The sequence below is a fragment of the Pseudoalteromonas sp. NSLLW218 genome (assembly GCF_015864775.1).
Lineage (GTDB): Bacteria > Pseudomonadota > Gammaproteobacteria > Enterobacterales > Alteromonadaceae > Pseudoalteromonas.
The window spans coordinates 543114-558842 of record NZ_JADYWO010000001.1 but is presented as its reverse complement, the minus strand read 5'-3'; the positions used below and the strand labels follow the sequence as shown (position 1 = coordinate 558842).

Annotated in this window: 19 protein-coding genes; 4 read left to right on the top strand and 15 right to left on the bottom strand. The window is 39.0% G+C overall.

Annotated features, from left to right (window positions below):
• Positions 1–48: 48 nt before the first annotated feature.
• The 10 genes from pdxJ to rpoE all read right to left on the bottom strand — a co-directional run bounded on the left by pdxJ (position 49) and on the right by rpoE (position 8757).
• Positions 49–780, bottom strand: a complete 732-nt coding sequence (gene pdxJ, locus I6E80_RS02550; protein WP_197184700.1) for a pyridoxine 5'-phosphate synthase — start codon at positions 778–780, stop codon at positions 49–51.
• 22 nt (positions 781–802) lie between these two features.
• Positions 803–1495 carry a DNA repair protein RecO gene (recO, locus tag I6E80_RS02545; RefSeq protein WP_002958713.1) on the bottom strand — a complete coding sequence of 231 codons (693 nt, stop codon included), beginning with the start codon at positions 1493–1495 and terminating at the stop codon, positions 803–805.
• A 20-nt stretch (positions 1496–1515) separates the two neighbouring features.
• Complete coding sequence (era, locus tag I6E80_RS02540) at positions 1516–2448, bottom strand: GTPase Era (RefSeq protein WP_007581730.1); 933 nt, start codon at positions 2446–2448, stop codon at positions 1516–1518.
• On the bottom strand, positions 2438–3115 hold the full coding sequence (gene rnc, locus I6E80_RS02535; RefSeq protein WP_007581728.1) for a ribonuclease III: 678 nt from the start codon (positions 3113–3115) through the stop codon (positions 2438–2440). Before rnc ends, era begins: the two co-directional genes overlap by 11 nt.
• 2 nt (positions 3116–3117) lie before the next feature.
• Entirely contained in the window at positions 3118–4053 is a 936-nt protein-coding gene (gene lepB / locus I6E80_RS02530; protein ID WP_024589998.1) for a signal peptidase I, read from the bottom strand.
• A 16-nt stretch (positions 4054–4069) separates the two neighbouring features.
• A complete protein-coding gene (lepA, locus tag I6E80_RS02525) occupies positions 4070–5857 on the bottom strand; it encodes a translation elongation factor 4 (RefSeq protein ID WP_024598753.1) in 1788 nt (595 codons plus the stop codon).
• A gap of 275 nt (positions 5858–6132) precedes the next feature.
• Positions 6133–6582, bottom strand: a complete 450-nt coding sequence (locus I6E80_RS02520; protein ID WP_197184699.1) for a SoxR reducing system RseC family protein — start codon at positions 6580–6582, stop codon at positions 6133–6135.
• A 19-nt stretch (positions 6583–6601) separates the two neighbouring features.
• The gene (locus tag I6E80_RS02515; RefSeq protein ID WP_024598755.1) at positions 6602–7552 is read right to left on the bottom strand and encodes a MucB/RseB C-terminal domain-containing protein; all 951 of its coding nucleotides are present in this window, start codon (positions 7550–7552) and stop codon (positions 6602–6604) included.
• A 4-nt stretch (positions 7553–7556) separates the two neighbouring features.
• A complete protein-coding gene (locus I6E80_RS02510; RefSeq protein WP_197184698.1) occupies positions 7557–8174 on the bottom strand; it encodes a sigma-E factor negative regulatory protein in 618 nt (205 codons plus the stop codon).
• 1 nt (position 8175) lies between these two features.
• Positions 8176–8757: an RNA polymerase sigma factor RpoE gene (rpoE, locus tag I6E80_RS02505; protein WP_002958721.1), complete on the bottom strand. Its 582-nt coding sequence runs from the start codon at positions 8755–8757 to the stop codon at positions 8176–8178.
• 246 nt (positions 8758–9003) lie between these two features.
• Between rpoE and nadB the strand changes: the two genes are divergently transcribed.
• Positions 9004–10614 (top strand): L-aspartate oxidase, encoded by a 1611-nt coding sequence (gene nadB / locus I6E80_RS02500; protein ID WP_024598757.1) that lies wholly within the window; start codon positions 9004–9006, stop codon positions 10612–10614.
• On the opposite strand, the gene I6E80_RS02495 is transcribed toward nadB, so the two are convergent.
• Positions 10589–10945 (bottom strand): hypothetical protein, encoded by a 357-nt coding sequence (locus tag I6E80_RS02495; RefSeq protein ID WP_024598758.1) that lies wholly within the window; start codon positions 10943–10945, stop codon positions 10589–10591. The two genes, nadB and I6E80_RS02495, sit on opposite strands and share 26 nt — an antisense overlap.
• A gap of 55 nt (positions 10946–11000) precedes the next feature.
• Positions 11001–11252, bottom strand: a complete 252-nt coding sequence (locus I6E80_RS02490; protein WP_024598759.1) for a succinate dehydrogenase assembly factor 2 — start codon at positions 11250–11252, stop codon at positions 11001–11003.
• A gap of 164 nt (positions 11253–11416) precedes the next feature.
• Here I6E80_RS02490 and I6E80_RS02485 point away from each other — a divergent pair, with 164 nt between their 5' ends.
• Together I6E80_RS02485 and I6E80_RS02480 are read left to right on the top strand one after the other, a co-directional pair.
• Complete coding sequence (locus I6E80_RS02485) at positions 11417–12328, top strand: folate-binding protein YgfZ (RefSeq protein WP_024598760.1); 912 nt, start codon at positions 11417–11419, stop codon at positions 12326–12328.
• A 12-nt stretch (positions 12329–12340) separates the two neighbouring features.
• The gene (locus tag I6E80_RS02480) at positions 12341–12826 is read left to right on the top strand and encodes a peptidylprolyl isomerase (protein WP_007581704.1); all 486 of its coding nucleotides are present in this window, start codon (positions 12341–12343) and stop codon (positions 12824–12826) included.
• A gap of 43 nt (positions 12827–12869) precedes the next feature.
• On the opposite strand, the gene I6E80_RS02475 is transcribed toward I6E80_RS02480, so the two are convergent.
• Genes I6E80_RS02475 through I6E80_RS02465 form a run of 3 tightly spaced genes read right to left on the bottom strand, consistent with a single transcriptional unit; the run spans position 12870 to position 14553 of the window.
• A complete protein-coding gene (locus I6E80_RS02475; protein WP_024598761.1) occupies positions 12870–13352 on the bottom strand; it encodes a hypothetical protein in 483 nt (160 codons plus the stop codon).
• Between the two features lie 25 nt (positions 13353–13377).
• Positions 13378–14190, bottom strand: coding sequence for a DUF481 domain-containing protein (locus I6E80_RS02470; protein WP_024598762.1), 813 nt, complete (start codon positions 14188–14190; stop codon positions 13378–13380).
• Positions 14191–14232: 42 nt separating this feature from the next.
• Positions 14233–14553: an HI1450 family dsDNA-mimic protein gene (locus I6E80_RS02465; RefSeq protein ID WP_007581697.1), complete on the bottom strand. Its 321-nt coding sequence runs from the start codon at positions 14551–14553 to the stop codon at positions 14233–14235.
• 368 nt (positions 14554–14921) lie between these two features.
• Between I6E80_RS02465 and I6E80_RS02460 the strand changes: the two genes are divergently transcribed.
• The gene (locus tag I6E80_RS02460) at positions 14922–15713 is read left to right on the top strand and encodes a crotonase/enoyl-CoA hydratase family protein (RefSeq protein WP_197184697.1); all 792 of its coding nucleotides are present in this window, start codon (positions 14922–14924) and stop codon (positions 15711–15713) included.
• Positions 15714–15729 lie beyond the last annotated feature (16 nt).

Below are 15729 nucleotides of genomic sequence, written 5' to 3'. Positions count from 1 at the left end.
TTACCGCGTTTTTTAATTAAGCTTTTTAAATGCTTATGTTTGCTTATCTTACATTCTTGCTTCAATCATTAATCGTTTCATGTCACGTACGGCTTTATCGAGCCCATCTATCGCTGCACGAGCAATAATAGCGTGGCCAATATTTAGCTCATAAATCTCAGGCATTGCAGCGATTGGTTTCACGTTATGATAATGAAGACCATGGCCAGCGTTAACAATCAAACCTAAGCTTGCTGCGTATTTAACACCTTCACGAATGTGCCCTAACTCTTTGTGTAAATCAGTATCATTTGTGGCATCAGCGTACGCGCCTGTGTGTATTTCTACATAAGGAGCACCACATTCTTTGGCTGCATCTAACTGTGCTTTATCTGCATCAATAAATAGCGATACTTTAATACCCGCTTCGGTAAGCGTTTTTGTTGCTGCTTTAATTTTATCTATATTACCGGCTACGTCTAAGCCACCTTCGGTTGTTAATTCTTCGCGCTTTTCAGGTACTAAACACACGTACTCAGGTTTTACTTCAAGCGCTATTTTTATCATTTCATCGGTAACAGCGGTTTCAAGATTCATACGAGTTTGAATGGTTTTAGCCATTACATAAACGTCGCGATCTTGAATATGGCGTCTGTCTTCACGTAAGTGAATCGTAATACCGTCTGCGCCTGCATGCTCTGCTACACTGGCTGCATGAGCGGGATCTGGATAGCTTGTTCCACGCGCTTGGCGAAGTGTTGCAATATGATCTACGTTTACACCCAAAAGAATATCTTTCATTTTCTTACCTGTAAAATTACGTTTATTGAGAGGCCATAAATAGCTCGCGGCTTTTTAATGGTTTACTACCTAATAAGGGTTTTAATAAATAGCGACTTAATTGCTTTGCCATATATAGCACATCATTTTGGCTAAAGTCATGATTTGCTATGGCGTTGAGTTGTTTGCCACTAAATCCAGAACGCGTATCTTCTTGTACTAAAAAACCAAGTTCAGGGAAATAACTATACGTCTGCTTTTCATCAATTGGTTCACCACTGGCGTCAAAACTAAAATCCACGCCATAACCGAGTAATTCCAATAGTTGAAACTCGTATGAACGCAGCACTTCTTGTAAATTGGCCCCGCTGTTTAGGTTTGATAGATGAGTTTTATATAGCTCAAATACTTGTTCAATTGGCTCGTTAACAGGAACGATACGATTAGTAAGCTCATTTAAATAAAAACCACAATAAAGCTCATCACCTTTTAAAAAGTGCGAGTTCCCATGCAGTTCAAACTTATTGATATATTTTAAATCGTACTTGCCACTGTAATTAACAAGCAGTGCCTGAAACGGCTGAAGTTGTGCTTTATGTTTAGTGGCCTGGCGACCACTAATTCGGGCCAGCATTCTTAACTGACCAACGCCTTCTACAAGCATATCTAACATTACTTGGGAGTCACTATAAGGACGCCGATGTAATAAATACGCGGTGTAGAAGTCGCTATCCATTCACTAAGCTACTGCTTGGTTTAGTCTTCACTGTAACCTAAGCTTCTTAGTGCACGTTCATCATCAGCCCAACCCGACTTAACTTTAACCCAAAGCTCTAAAAATACTTTGTTATCAAGCATTTCTTCTATGTCTTTACGAGCTTCACGGCCAATGGTTTTTAGCTTTTCGCCTTTATTACCAATAACCATGCGTTTTTGTGTTTCGCGCTCAACAAGAATTAACCCATTGATGTGCCAAATACCGTTGTCTTGCCATTTAAACTGCTCAATTTCAACAGTCACAGAATACGGTAGTTCTTCACCCATAAAACGCATTAGCTTTTCACGGATAACTTCAGCTGCCATAAAGCGCATTGAACGGTCAGTTACATAATCTTCAGGAAAGTAAAATTCGCAAGGAGGTAAGCGTTTAGTTACTTCTGCTTTGATTAAATCAACGTTTTTACCTTGCGTTGCTGATACTGGCATAATTCCAACAAAATCAAACTTGTCACTTAACCACTTCATATGAGGCAATACAAGATCACGGTCTTTAACTTGGTCAATTTTATTAATAACTAATAATACAGGCTTACCACTTTGCGATACTTTATTAAGTACCATATCGTCATCTGCATTCCAATGAGTGCCTTCAACGACAAAAATAATAAGCTCTACATCGCCGATAGAACTAGACGCTGCTCGATTCATTAGACGGTTAATAGCACGCTTTTCTTCAACGTGTAGACCCGGTGTATCTATGTATACCGCTTGGTGTTTATCTACGGTATGAATACCCATAATACGATGACGTGTAGTTTGTGGTTTACGTGAGGTAATACTCACTTTTTGCTCAATTATTTCATTAAGCAAAGTCGATTTACCTACGTTTGGTCGACCGACAATCGCCACCATTCCACAAAATGTATCTACATCACGTTCATGAGGCTGTATTAAGGTATCAAGGTTCATTTTTAAGTATCTTCAATGCTTTTTCAGCAGCTTTTTGTTCGGCCTTACGGCGCGAGCTACCAACAGAAATTATGCTATCCATTCCATCAACAATACATTCAACCGTGAATGTTTGATTGTGTGCTTGGCCTTGTGTATCAACCACTGTGTAGCCCGGTAACGATAATTTACGGGCTTGTAAATACTCTTGCAGCAGGGTTTTAGGATCTTTCTGGTTAAGCCCTGGTGAAATAGCATCCAAACGTGATTGGTACCACGCCAATATAAGATCGCCACAACTGTCGATACCTGAATCTAAAAATGCAGCGCCTATAATAGCTTCTACTGCATCAGCAAGCGTTGACTCGCGACGAAAACCGCCACTTTTAAGCTCGCCCGGCCCTAAGCGTAAATAATCGCCTAGACCAAATTCAAGACCAAACTCAGCAAGTGTTTGACCACGCACAAGTGTTGAACGCATGCGGCTTAAATCGCCTTCACGCGCTTTAGGGAATTTGGCATAAAGTGCATTGGCGATCACAAAGCTTAAAATCGAGTCGCCTAAAAATTCTAGTCGCTCATTATGTTGGCCTTTGTGGCTGCGGTGCGTCATTGCTTGTTCAAGTAAACCTTGATCAGCGAATTCATAGCCAATTTTTTTATATAATTCTGTTACATTTTTTTTCATCGTTACTGAATATTACCTAGGCGTTCAAAGCGAACACCAGTTGGAACCCATCCTGGTAAAATATCATCAGGGCCATTCTCAAATTCAAAACTCATCCATATAAAGACAGCTTTACCCACCAAGTTTTCTTTTGGTACAAAGCCCCAAAAGCGACCATCTTGGCTGTTGTCGCGGTTATCACCCATCATAAAATAATGATCAGCAGGAACAGTCCATTCATCAGAAGGCGTGCCCGGTTGCTGATAGTAACGCCCTTTTCTTTCAGGCGCTTGTGGGTTGATTAATATATCATGCGTAACTGTTGTTAAATTTTCATTCACACGAGCTAGAGGCATTGGGCCTTGTTTAAATTCGTTATCATTAATTAGTTTAAAATCAATTTTATTGAATTCATTACATAAAAGCTCACCCTGTTGGGTTTCGCCTTCTTTACAGTTTGGCTGAATATATAAACGTTTATCACGATAAACAATTTTATCGCCAGGTAAACCAATCGTACGTTTAATATAGTCAACACTTTCATCTAAAGGGTATTTAAAAACAACAATATCACCACGCTCTGGCTCACCTACGTCAACTAACTGAGTGCGCCAAACTGGGTCTTTTATTCCATATGAATACTTTTGTACTAAAATAAAGTCACCCACTAACAGTGTAGGCATCATTGAACCAGATGGAATTTGAAACGGTTCAAAAATAAATGATCTAAAAATAGTAATTGCTGCAATCATCGGGAAAATCGACTTTGCTGTTTCTGTTAGTACTGGTTCTGGTGCAATTAATGCCGCAGTTTCTTCATCTAACGGAGCTCCAGCAGACGTTTGCGCTATCGCTAAGCGTTCCTGTCTTTTAGGTGCATACATTAAGTGATCTATTAACCATATTAAGCCTGAGCCTAAGGTTAATAGCACCAATAAAACTGAAAAATAACCAGCCATTTATAATCCTTTGTTTTTATTTACCAACTTTTAAAATAGCTAAAAACGCTTCTTGAGGCACTTCAACATTACCTACTTGCTTCATACGTTTTTTACCATCTTTTTGCTTTTTAAGTAGCTTTTTCTTACGACTCACATCGCCACCGTAACACTTAGCAATTACGTTTTTACGTAACTGTTTTACCGTAGTACGTGCAATAACGTGTTGTCCAATAGCTGCTTGAATCGCAATATCAAACATTTGACGAGGAATAAGCTCTTTTAATGCATCAGCTAATTGACGACCACGAGACTGTGCACCGTCTCTGTGAACAATAATCGCAAGTGCGTCAACACGCTCACTATTGATTAAAATATCAACACGCACCATATCTGATGTTTGAAAGTGTTTAAAGTTATAATCAAGCGATGCAAAACCACGGCTTGTTGATTTTAATTTATCAAAAAAGTCCATTACCACTTCAGCCATAGGTAGCTCATACGTAACAGCTACTTGCTTTCCGTGATAGGTCATTTTTGTTTGGCTACCGCGTTTTTCAATACACAAAGTAATAACATTACCTAAGTATTCTTGTGGTACCAAAATATTAGCTTCAACAATCGGCTCACGAATTTCTAAAATATCGTTTACTGCAGGTAAATCAGACGGGTTATCAATCTGGAATGTACCTTCTTTAGTAACTATCTCATAGATTACCGTAGGTGCCGTTGTAATTAAATCAATATCGTATTCACGCTCTAAACGCTCTTGAATGATTTCCATGTGTAGCATACCTAAAAAGCCACAGCGGAAACCAAAACCTAGTGCAGTTGAATTCTCTGGTTCAAAGAATAACGACGCATCGTTTAAGCTTAATTTATTAAGTGCATCACGGAACGATTCATACTCATCTGATGCAATTGGAAACATACCTGCATAAACCTGTGGCTTAATTTTTTGAAAACCAGGTAAACGAAGTGGAGCAGCATTTTTTTGATGAGTAATAGTATCGCCAACTGGTGCACCATGTATCTCTTTAATGCCAGCAATAACAAAGCCTACTTCACCTGTTCTTAAAATACCGGTATTAGTTTGCTTAGGTGTAAACACACCTACTTGGTCAGCTGTATGTATATGCTCGTTCGACATTATTTTTATTTTGTCGCCTGTGCGTAATTCACCGTGTTTAATACGCACAAGTGATACAACACCTTGGTATGGGTCAAACCAAGAATCGATAATAAGCGCTTGTAGAGGTGCGTCTTTGTCGCCTACTGGCGGTGGAACATCTCTAACAATCATTTCGAGTACTTCGGCAATACCTACACCCGTTTTAGCGCTACATTGCACTGCATCAAGGGCATCAATACCAATAATTTCTTCAATTTCTTCTGCAACGCGCAAAGGATCTGCTTGCGGTAAATCGATTTTGTTAAGTACTGGAATTACTTCTAATTCCATTTCAATAGCGGTGTAACAGTTAGCTAATGTTTGTGCTTCAACGCCTTGGCCTGCATCAACAACGAGTAGCGCACCTTCACATGCGGCTAAAGAACGCGATACTTCATACGTAAAATCAACGTGCCCTGGAGTATCGATGAAATTAAGTTGATAAGTTTCACCATCGTTCGCTTTGTAATTCAACGTTACACTTTGCGCTTTAATGGTAATACCACGTTCGCGCTCAATATCCATTGAATCCAAAACTTGTTTTTGCATTTCACGGTCGGTTAAACCGCCACAAACTTGGATCAAACGATCTGAAAGGGTCGATTTACCATGGTCAATATGGGCGATGATCGAAAAATTACGGATATGCTTCATAAACTGGATTCTATACTTCTATTTTAATGGACTAAATATGAATACCTAAGTGACTTGAAAATACTTACTTTAGGATGCCATAAGCTCAGTTTGTAAGTTACAGACTTCACTCACGCTTTTTAAGATCGGTTACAATTATTTTATTTATTAAATAACAATAAGTTATGCTTTATTAACTTAAATAACCCAACTAGATAAAATAATTTTAAAAACCACTATTCCCTGTATTTCCAAGTTACTTTGGTATAAAACGGCAATTTTACATTTAATTGGCGTCAATCACCATCTATTTGAGTTAAAGGGATACTAATTGGGTGAATTTTTATAACTTTTATATCGTGCTTTAGCGATCTCACGCGAGTTTTAGCTATAAAAAAGCCAGTAACACCACCTAAAGCTGCAGCTAAAATTTGCCAACCTTCGGAAGCCATAAACAATTGCGCTGCAATCAGTGCAAAAACCAAACTTAGAAGGAGCGGAAGCATGTATACCGCAAATGCATGCTTAACGACGTGACTATCGTCAAGTGACAAGGTTACCTTTTGTCCTACTTCAACAGAGGATTCAAATTTATAAGGGAAGGTTTTTTTTGCAGTGCCAAACAGTTTACCAAACACTTGTGAGCCGCAACGACCATTGCAGCCTTCACATGCTTGTTTTTGTTGTGCTTCTAAATGAGCAATGTGGCCATCGAGGGCCACAACAGTGAGGGTTTGTTCAATCATAACAATCCTTACGAATCGTTTATAATGCGCGGGTAACTGACTCAGCAATCGCTTTTGCGGTCATACTCGGTACATTACCAACAACCGATACATCAAAATTACCGCCATTATGCACATATACTGTCGTTGCACCAGAGGTTAGTGCACCACTTAAACGCTTACCCGGCAATGGACGCTGAATAAATACCGAAATTTCAACAAAACCATCAGAGAACAAGTAATAGTCTGTTAATTCGTTATTTAAATCGAGCTTATGTCTGTCTGATTTTAGTAATTCAAAGCCATCTGGTAACCAACTGATTTGCCAATTAGTAGCAGTACTATCTTCATTTACAAGTGCATCGTTTGGTAACGGCGTTGGAAAGTTTCGATTGAGCACTTCAAGTAACATACCTGCTGGCTGCTCTGTCACACTAATATGAGTAAGCTGTAACTGCTCTAAAGCTTCACCTTCGTGGTTAACGTAAGCGGCTTTTAGTAACAACGACGATTCCATATCCAGCCAAATCCAATAATTATATTTATACTCGTCTTTAGATTCTATGCGAACTAGTTGTGCAGCACGCCCTGCAATACGACCTTTACCACCTAGTACAAAATCATAGTGCGCGCTTAAGCGATCTATATCTTTAAAAAGTACTTCAGGAATTGGACCAGCTATTGAATCTGTTTTTAGGGAATATGGTTCTGACTGAGGTTCAAAATAAGTAACTTGGTTGTCAATACGGACCATTTCAAGCCCAGCACCGTTAAGTAAACTTAAATGCTCAAGTTCTGTGTCACCTTGTAAAGCATGCACCCATCGGTAGGGTTCCATTGTTTTACCTTTGACAACCACAAACGAAGCGTCAAAATTACGGGTGTGAACGGCATTAGCCATTTTTAGTAATAAATCTTTGGCAGGATTTGTGTCGTTGGCAAATGCATTAAAGCTTACTACCAACGACAGAACAAAAGTGATTACTTTCATTTAATTAGTTTTTTTCCTCAGACGCTTTGGTATTATTTTGCGCTGTTTCTAAAGAATTCGCAACTCGTGCTTGGCGTTGATGCTCAAGAACTAATGCACCAATACGTTGTTGCTGTAATTCACGTAAACCTTGCTCTGCATTTTCAAGCGCAGGCTCAGATGAGTAACTTACTGGCGATGCCATACCTGTCAGCGGTGTGGTTTGTAGTAATGGAATTTCGCTTTGTTGCTCGTTGTTACTTTGAGGTAACGTATTAACGCCTACAATAGCAAACATTGCCACACTGGCTGCAATTGCTAGTTGAGCAACTGGCTTGCGCCAATTAAAAGCCACTACTTTATTATCTTGTACCGTTTCAGTGATTGCTTGAGGCTGTGTTTTTGACTGACTAAAGTCAGCATAAACAGGCTCGCTTTCTAGTGCTAATGCAACGCGATCGCTAATATCAATATGTATGTCGTTATTATTTTTTTGAGCACGCATCGCATCACCAATTAACGCATAACGGCCAAACGTAGTTACATCTTGCTCTGCAATTTTTGCATCAGTCAGATGTTGCTCGCCATCAAGTAATGCCGATAACGCTTCGTTATCTAACTTGTTAAGGTGTGCTTTTGTCATACTAAGACTCGCCTATTAATGGGTTTAATTTGTTATCTATTGCTTCACGGGCACGAAATATACGCGAACGCACAGTCCCGACCGGGCAATCCATTACCACTGCTATTTCTTCATAGCTCATCCCTTCAATTTCTCTAAGGGTGATTGCGGTTTTAAGATCTTCAGGCAAACTATCAATCGTATTAAAAATAACAGCGCGTACTTCTTCGCTTAAAAGTAGGTTTTCAGGAGATGCATTAGATCGCATTGAATCTGCACAATCATAAAACTCGGCATCTTCGGCGTCTATATCATTTGCTGGCGGCTTACGCCCCTGGGCTACTAAGTAATTTTTAGCACAATTAACGGCAATACGGTATAACCACGTGTAAAAGGCGCTGTCACCTCTAAAGTTAGGAAGTGCACGGTAAGCTTTAATAAAAGCCTCTTGTGCTACATCAGCAATATCGCCTTGGTTTGATACATAACGTGAGATCAAACCTGCAATTTTGTTTTGATACTTCTTTACTAATAGGTTGAAGGCGTTTTTATCTCCTTGCTGGACCCTTTTTACTAGCACTAAATCTAATTCCTGCTCGCTCATTCGAGCCGGTACTCCTATGTCTGATTTTTGCTTGTTATTCATATTGTCGTCATTGTTCACAAATACTCTGACCTCTTTATGAATAAAAAGTTCTGCTTAATATTATTTTTTTATAAAATAGATGATAAATAACGGCGCTAAGCCTTTAAAATCACTACGTAGTAGTATGACAAATATGGTACAACTACAGATATTAAAAACAAATATTGCTCTATATGGGCATTGTAACCGCAAAGTACCTCTGACATGAACCAAAATAAACATCACATTGCAGATGTCGCTATTATAGGTAGCGGCGCAGCAGGCTTATCACTTGCATTATCTCTCGCTAATTATTGTAACGTTACCGTGATCAGTAAAGGAGCGCTTACAGAAGGTTCTACTTTATATGCTCAAGGTGGTATAGCAGCTGTATTTGATAAACAAAACGACAGCATAGAATCTCATGTTGAAGATACACTCGATGCGGGCGGCGGTTTATGCGACAGAGACGCTGTTCATTATACTGCCAGCAATGCTCACGATTGCCTACAGTGGTTAATCGATCAAGGTGTTCCCTTTGATATGGAGTTTGATAGCAAAGGAAAAGAGCGTTTTCATTTAACACGTGAAGGCGGTCACAGCCATCGTCGTATTTTGCATGCAGCCGATGCTACTGGTAAAGCGGTGCAAACCACACTTATTAGCCAAGTTAAAATTCATAAGAACATAACGCTCCTAGAACAATACAATGCCATTGATTTAATTACAGATAAAAGCGCCGGAAAAACAGGCTCACACATTGAGGGTATGTATGTGTGGAACAAAAAAGCTAAAAAGGTAGAAACCATTTCAGCTAAATTTGTTGCCCTTGCCACTGGTGGCGCAAGCAAAGTGTATTTGTATACATCTAACCCGGATGTATCAAGTGGTGATGGCATTGCAATGGCATGGCGCGCTGGCTGTAAAGTTGCCAATATGGAGTTTAATCAATTTCATCCAACAAGCCTTTATCATCCAGAGCTACAAAACTTTTTAATTACAGAAGCAATGCGCGGTGAAGGGGCTTATTTAAAACGACCTGATGGTACTCGTTTTATGAAAGACTTTGACAGCCGTGAAGAACTCGCTCCACGCGATATAGTGGCACGCGCAATCGATTTTGAAATGAAGCGTTTAGGTGCTAATTGTGTTTATTTAGATATTAGCCACAAAGATAAAGACTTTATTATTGAGCACTTTCCTACTATTTACGCAAAATGCCTAAGTGTAGGGCTTGATATAACAAAAGAAGCAATCCCAGTTGTACCTGCTGCACATTACACTTGTGGTGGCGTAATGACCGACTTTAACGGTAAAACAGATCTCGATAACTTATATGCAGTTGGCGAAGTCGCTTACACAGGCCTACATGGTGCAAACCGTATGGCAAGTAATTCTCTATTAGAATGTATTGTGTTTGCCCACGCCGCAGCTAAAGATATTTTAAGTAAAATTGAACAAGCACCAGAGCCAATGGCTCTACCTCATTGGGATGAAAGCCGTGTTAGTAACTCTGATGAAGAAATAGTTATTACCCATAACTGGCATGAACTACGTTTATTTATGTGGGATTATGTAGGTATTGTACGTTCTACTAAACGCTTAGAACGTGCACTGCATAGAGTTGAGTTGCTACAGCAAGAAATACACGATTATTATGCAAACTTTAGAGTAAGTAATAACTTGCTTGAGCTTCGTAACTTAGTACAAGTGTCAGAACTCATTATCAGAAGTGCAATGGAGCGAAAAGAAAGCAGAGGCCTACATTATACTATTGATTACCCAGAACAAAATGAAAACCCAACACCGACTATTTTGACTCCTCAGCGCAACTAATCGCGCTTAAAGTAGCACGTTTTAAACGCGCATAGCTTTGTTTGTTAACACCATTGGCTGAAATTATTAGCCAATGGTTGTCACTAAAACCCTTAATATGCAGCCAAATGCTATTGCCATAAAAGCGGCTTTTTTTACTAATTTCACCCTGGATTTTTAAGCTCCCGCCCTCAAACCTAAATAGCTTAGGCTCTAATATTATAACGCCATCGGTTGGATGAATCGCTAACACTTTTTGCCAAACTACAAAACCAGCGGTCACATTCATTACTAAGCAAAAAATAATGGCTAATACTGAACTTAAAAATAGGCATAATATTAAACCGAGCATACAAAAAAAGACCACAATAGGTTTGTGGTCAGCTTTATTATTTGTAACCGTAAACCTATACACGAACTCGGTCTAAGATAAGCTGAACCATGCTATTTAGTTGCTCATCTTTACACTCTTGATGGCCCATAAACCATGCAAATAAATCAGGATCTTCTTCTGTGAGCAAACGCTGAAAGATAGCTTGCTGCTCTGCGTTTAAAGAGTCGTATGCTTCTTCTACAAACGGCATAAACAAAACATCTAGCTCTAACATGCCACGACGACAGGCCCAACGAATACGTGCTTTACTATGAATTTCAACCATTTTAAACCTCATACTTAATTGACTTAAGTTTAACAAACACAAGCCTATTTAGCAGCTATTAATCTCTTATTAAACAATAAACCCGCACCAATAAGCGCTTGTCTGTACCATACGTAACAACTGCGTTATTATGTCACTTCATTTCTATTGCAAAGAAGGTTTTTATGTCGAGCGTTTATGCATGTCCGTTATCTCATCAACTTATTAGCCTCTCAGGCGCTGATAAATTATCTTATTTACACGGGCAAATCACTCAAGATCTAAATAAATTAACCAGCAGTAATTATTTGTGGGCTGGCCATTGCAGCGCTAAAGGTAAACTTTGGGGCGTATTTAAATTATTTTCTTATCAAGACAGCTACTACCTTACAGGCAGCGAAAACGAAGTAGAAAAATCGTTAGCCGAGCTAAAAAAGTATGCCGTATTTGCAAAAGTTGACATTAGTGCATGCACAAAGCGATTAATTGGTCTCATTGGTGATGATTTATCGGATGTACTCGCACAACTTGATATTAACTTTGAAGGTGATGCGAGCGCGTGTGACTTTGAAAACGGGAAAGCACTAAAATTAGCTGATAACCGTGTTTTATTAATGGTTGATAGTCAGTTTAGTATGCCTGATGACGTATCTACACTTGATAACGAAGCTCCTTGGCAACAAGCATCTATGCTTGCAGGTGAACCTCAGTTAAGTGCAGATGCAATTGGCGAGTATGTTCCTCAAATGGTAAACCTACATGCTATTGGCGGTATAAGCTTTAAAAAAGGGTGTTATACCGGTCAAGAAACTGTGGCTCGCATGAAGTACCTAGGTAAAAATAAGCGTGCAATGTATATAGTCTCAGGTCAAAGCGAAGGGATACTTTCAGAGCCTGATTTGGAAACCCAATTAGGCGAAAACTGGCGCCGTGCGGGTAAACTTATTGCACAAAGCTTTAATGAACAAACAAAAAAATTAACCGGCCTTGTTGTGTTGCCAAACGATACTGATGTAACTCAGGTACTTCGTGCAAAACACACACCTCAGGTGGAGCTAAGCATTCTGCCTCTACCCTACTCTCTTGAAGATGAATAAATAGGAATGACTATGATCGTTGCGGCAAACAAAGTGGTAAAAATGCATTATTCGGTAATGGATAATGATGGCAATAGCATTGATAATTCGTTCGGTGGTGAGCCACTACACTTTATCATTGGCACAGGCTACTTAATTTCAGGCCTAGAAAATGCTTTGCAAGGCAAACAACCAGGCGACACACTTAGCGTAAAAGTTGAACCTGATGAAGGTTATGGCGAACGCCACGATAACCTAATGCAAGCTGTACCTAAGTCGATGTTTGAAGGTATGGAAATTGAAGTCGGCATGCAATTTCGTGCATCAACAGACGATGGTGACCAATCAGTAATGATCATCGATATCCAAGATGAAGAAGTTATTGTAGATGGTAATAACCCACTTGCAGGCATAACACTTAACTTTGATGTGGAAATACTAGAAGTACGTGATGCAACCGAAGAAGAACTTACTCATGGTCATGTACATGGTGAAGGTGGGTGTGGTCACGACCACTAATACACTGTTATACCAATTAAAAAAAGCGCCTAAGGCGCTTTTTTTATATCATATTGTTGCGCTTAACTGTTTCAGTTTTTGCCTTACTAGGCAGCGCGATTGATACATTCTTTTCTTTTAAAGCGGCTAGTAAACCTTTTTGATCGTTTGTGCCAACTCGATACAAAGTGCCATCTTTAAGCGTTAGCTGTATTGCACTAAAGCCAGATACTGTATACACCCAACCATCGTGGGTAATTCGCATACCAATACCGTGTCTGTAAGAGTTTTGAACTGCCTTAGCTTCTACTACTTCGCCAAGCTCAATGCTTTGCCCTGCAACGCCTGGGCCAAACGCCCAGCTAATTTTTTTATCATCTACTTTTACTGTTAGACCATGGAACAAAAAGCCCACCAGCACTAAAATCCCAGTAAATATCATTAAAGGTCCATCAGCGCCTAACAAGTTCCATGCAAGCGCTACAAAACTGCCTATCCACGCTAATACAAAAAAGATAAACACCGCATACTGTTTATGCTGATACATAATATTCTCTAAATTAAATAAATACTTAAAAGCTGTACACCAATGTAGCACTCAGCTCTGAGTCAAACTTGAGTTTATCATCTTCGGGTTTTGAATTATAACGATACATATAGGTAAATTTGAGTGATACCGCGCCAATCACTTGGCTTATCAGTGCGGTTTCCGATTTTAAGCGAGAATTAAGACCTGAGAGCGACTGCTCTATACTCACATCTTGATTAAAACGAGTACGCTTAGAAACCAAACGTTCCCACTGCATTGCAACACGTACTAAATAACCGGTTTTATTGATTTCATCTTCGCTCACATCCGAATCTTCATCAGCTACTGAACGATATAAACCAGGTCCTATATCAATATCTACTTTGTTTTTAGAACCTTGATATACACGCGCACCGTAGCCTGTCGCCACCGTACTTTTAAAATCAAGTCCACTAAACTCATCTTCTTCGTAATCGCCGTAAATAAAAAATGAAGAGTTTTTAACACCTACTTTATAGTTACCTTGCGCTGATACAAAAATCCGATTAGCTGTCACATCAGTGCCACCGCTTTCGTCGTTCTCATCGCGCTTATAAAGAGAGTCTATTTTGAATTGGTTACGCCACTTTTCAAAGTCTTGATATAAATTACCTTTGAGCTTAAAACTGGTCGAATTGGTGTTACCTTTGCTTAGAATAAAGCCAAATTCGGTATCGCCGTAAAACATTTCACCTTTGTGTAACTCATGAATTTCTTCATCAGAGAGCTTGCCATATTCATGAAAATCTTCAAATGGATCAACGGCCCAACTTGGGCAGCTAATTATTAAAAAAATTAAAAATAAATACTTACGCACAACACTCTCTCTGCACACAATTATAAAAATAAGCAGTATTGCTTATTCAGTTTCTTTCCATAAAATATGACAAAACGGAGCATCTTTATCACGACTAATCAAAATTTTAGCAAACAAAACATCATCATTTTCAAATTCTAAACCAACCAACACCTGAATAAAGTGCTCTGGCTCTATTTCAAGGGCTACAAAGTCTTGCCACTGATCATCTGGCTCGTCTTCTTCAATGAAGCCTAGGTCTTCTCTAAACTCATTAAAGTCTTCAACATCTTTTTCACTCAAGTTATTTGGCGCTAACTCTAAAAAAATATCATAAGCTTGGTGAGTGGCTTCTTCTACCGTATATAAACGTGGACCCGACATATGTGCTTAACCTTAAGCTTTTAAGTTGGACTATATTATCAAATCTCATCATCATTTTGATAAAAAAAAGCCTAAAACACTGACTTTTTTGTAACCGAGTCATGCTTTATTCAGCATACAACTAAAACAACAAACAACAATTCATCTAACCTATTGAATATAAAGGTTACTTTTTATAATTTAAGCTTAAAATAACAACGTGAAGAATTTTATTATCTCAAGTTCTAATTATTTAGCTTTTTCTCATCTAAAACCAATTTATTAAGACTACAGCTTTAGAAATAAATTCCATTTATTTAAGAAATACCGTCACTTTACTTAATTCCTATAACAACATAAGCTCAAGCAACAGGTCAGAGGAGTGTGTAATGATAAAACTAGAAAAACAAAATGGCATTGCAACTGTCACGCTTAGCAGAGCAAAAAAACAAAATGCATTAAGCTTTGAAATGTTTGTAGAGCTAAACAAAGCCATTAAAAATATAAAAAGAGATCGCAGTATTCGTGCTGTGGTAATAAAAGGCGATGGCGAGCATTTTTGTGCAGGCCTTGATATATCTGCAGTAATGGCTACACCAATGAACATAGTGAAATTATTGCTTAAATGGTTACCTGGCAATCAAAATTTAGCGCAAAAAGTAGTATTAGGCTGGCAGTCACTGAGTGTGCCCGTTATTGCACAAATTGATGGCAACTGTTTAGGGGGTGGTTTGCAAATAGCGTTGGGGGCAGATTACAGAGTTGTTAATATTGATGCCAAACTTGCCATTATGGAAGCGCGTTGGGGATTGTGCCCCGATATGGGAGCAAATGTAATGATGAGCGGTTTAGTTAAGCGCGACCAAGCACTTTGGCTTGCAAGCCACGCAAACCCAATCACTGCACAACAAGCAAATGAGCTAGGTTTGGTTACTAAACTTACCGATGATACTCAGCAAGCAACGCAAAACATGCTCGATACATTACTTGAGCGTTCACCAGATACGCTTGCTGCTATTAAACGTGTTACACAACTTAGCTACAAACCAAACCAACGAAAAATACTCGCTAAAGAAACCTTCAGCCAAATCCGCTTATTGCTAAACCCAAACACTAAAAAAGCAATTGCTAAAGCAAAAGGAAAAGCGGATATAACCTACGCAAACACAAAGCACTGGTAGACTATTGCACAATGCA

Excerpts from the sequence above, each read along its gene's own strand:
- pdxJ (WP_197184700.1), bottom strand. The coding sequence starts at position 780 with ATGAAAGATATTCTTTTGGGTGTAAACGTAGATCATATTGCAACACTT.
- recO (WP_002958713.1), bottom strand. The coding sequence starts at position 1,495 with ATGGATAGCGACTTCTACACCGCGTATTTATTACATCGGCGTCCTTAT.
- era (WP_007581730.1), bottom strand. The coding sequence starts at position 2,448 with ATGAACCTTGATACCTTAATACAGCCTCATGAACGTGATGTAGATACA.
- rnc (WP_007581728.1), bottom strand. The coding sequence starts at position 3,115 with ATGAAAAAAAATGTAACAGAATTATATAAAAAAATTGGCTATGAATTC.
- lepB (WP_024589998.1), bottom strand. The coding sequence starts at position 4,053 with ATGGCTGGTTATTTTTCAGTTTTATTGGTGCTATTAACCTTAGGCTCA.
- lepA (WP_024598753.1), bottom strand. The coding sequence starts at position 5,857 with ATGAAGCATATCCGTAATTTTTCGATCATCGCCCATATTGACCATGGT.
- I6E80_RS02520 (WP_197184699.1), bottom strand. The coding sequence starts at position 6,582 with ATGATTGAACAAACCCTCACTGTTGTGGCCCTCGATGGCCACATTGCT.
- I6E80_RS02515 (WP_024598755.1), bottom strand. The coding sequence starts at position 7,552 with ATGAAAGTAATCACTTTTGTTCTGTCGTTGGTAGTAAGCTTTAATGCA.
- I6E80_RS02510 (WP_197184698.1), bottom strand. The coding sequence starts at position 8,174 with ATGACAAAAGCACACCTTAACAAGTTAGATAACGAAGCGTTATCGGCA.
- rpoE (WP_002958721.1), bottom strand. The coding sequence starts at position 8,757 with ATGAGCGAGCAGGAATTAGATTTAGTGCTAGTAAAAAGGGTCCAGCAA.
- nadB (WP_024598757.1), top strand. The coding sequence starts at position 9,004 with ATGAACCAAAATAAACATCACATTGCAGATGTCGCTATTATAGGTAGC.
- I6E80_RS02495 (WP_024598758.1), bottom strand. The coding sequence starts at position 10,945 with ATGCTCGGTTTAATATTATGCCTATTTTTAAGTTCAGTATTAGCCATT.
- I6E80_RS02490 (WP_024598759.1), bottom strand. The coding sequence starts at position 11,252 with ATGGTTGAAATTCATAGTAAAGCACGTATTCGTTGGGCCTGTCGTCGT.
- I6E80_RS02485 (WP_024598760.1), top strand. The coding sequence starts at position 11,417 with ATGTCGAGCGTTTATGCATGTCCGTTATCTCATCAACTTATTAGCCTC.
- I6E80_RS02480 (WP_007581704.1), top strand. The coding sequence starts at position 12,341 with ATGATCGTTGCGGCAAACAAAGTGGTAAAAATGCATTATTCGGTAATG.
- I6E80_RS02475 (WP_024598761.1), bottom strand. The coding sequence starts at position 13,352 with ATGTATCAGCATAAACAGTATGCGGTGTTTATCTTTTTTGTATTAGCG.
- I6E80_RS02465 (WP_007581697.1), bottom strand. The coding sequence starts at position 14,553 with ATGTCGGGTCCACGTTTATATACGGTAGAAGAAGCCACTCACCAAGCT.
- I6E80_RS02460 (WP_197184697.1), top strand. The coding sequence starts at position 14,922 with ATGATAAAACTAGAAAAACAAAATGGCATTGCAACTGTCACGCTTAGC.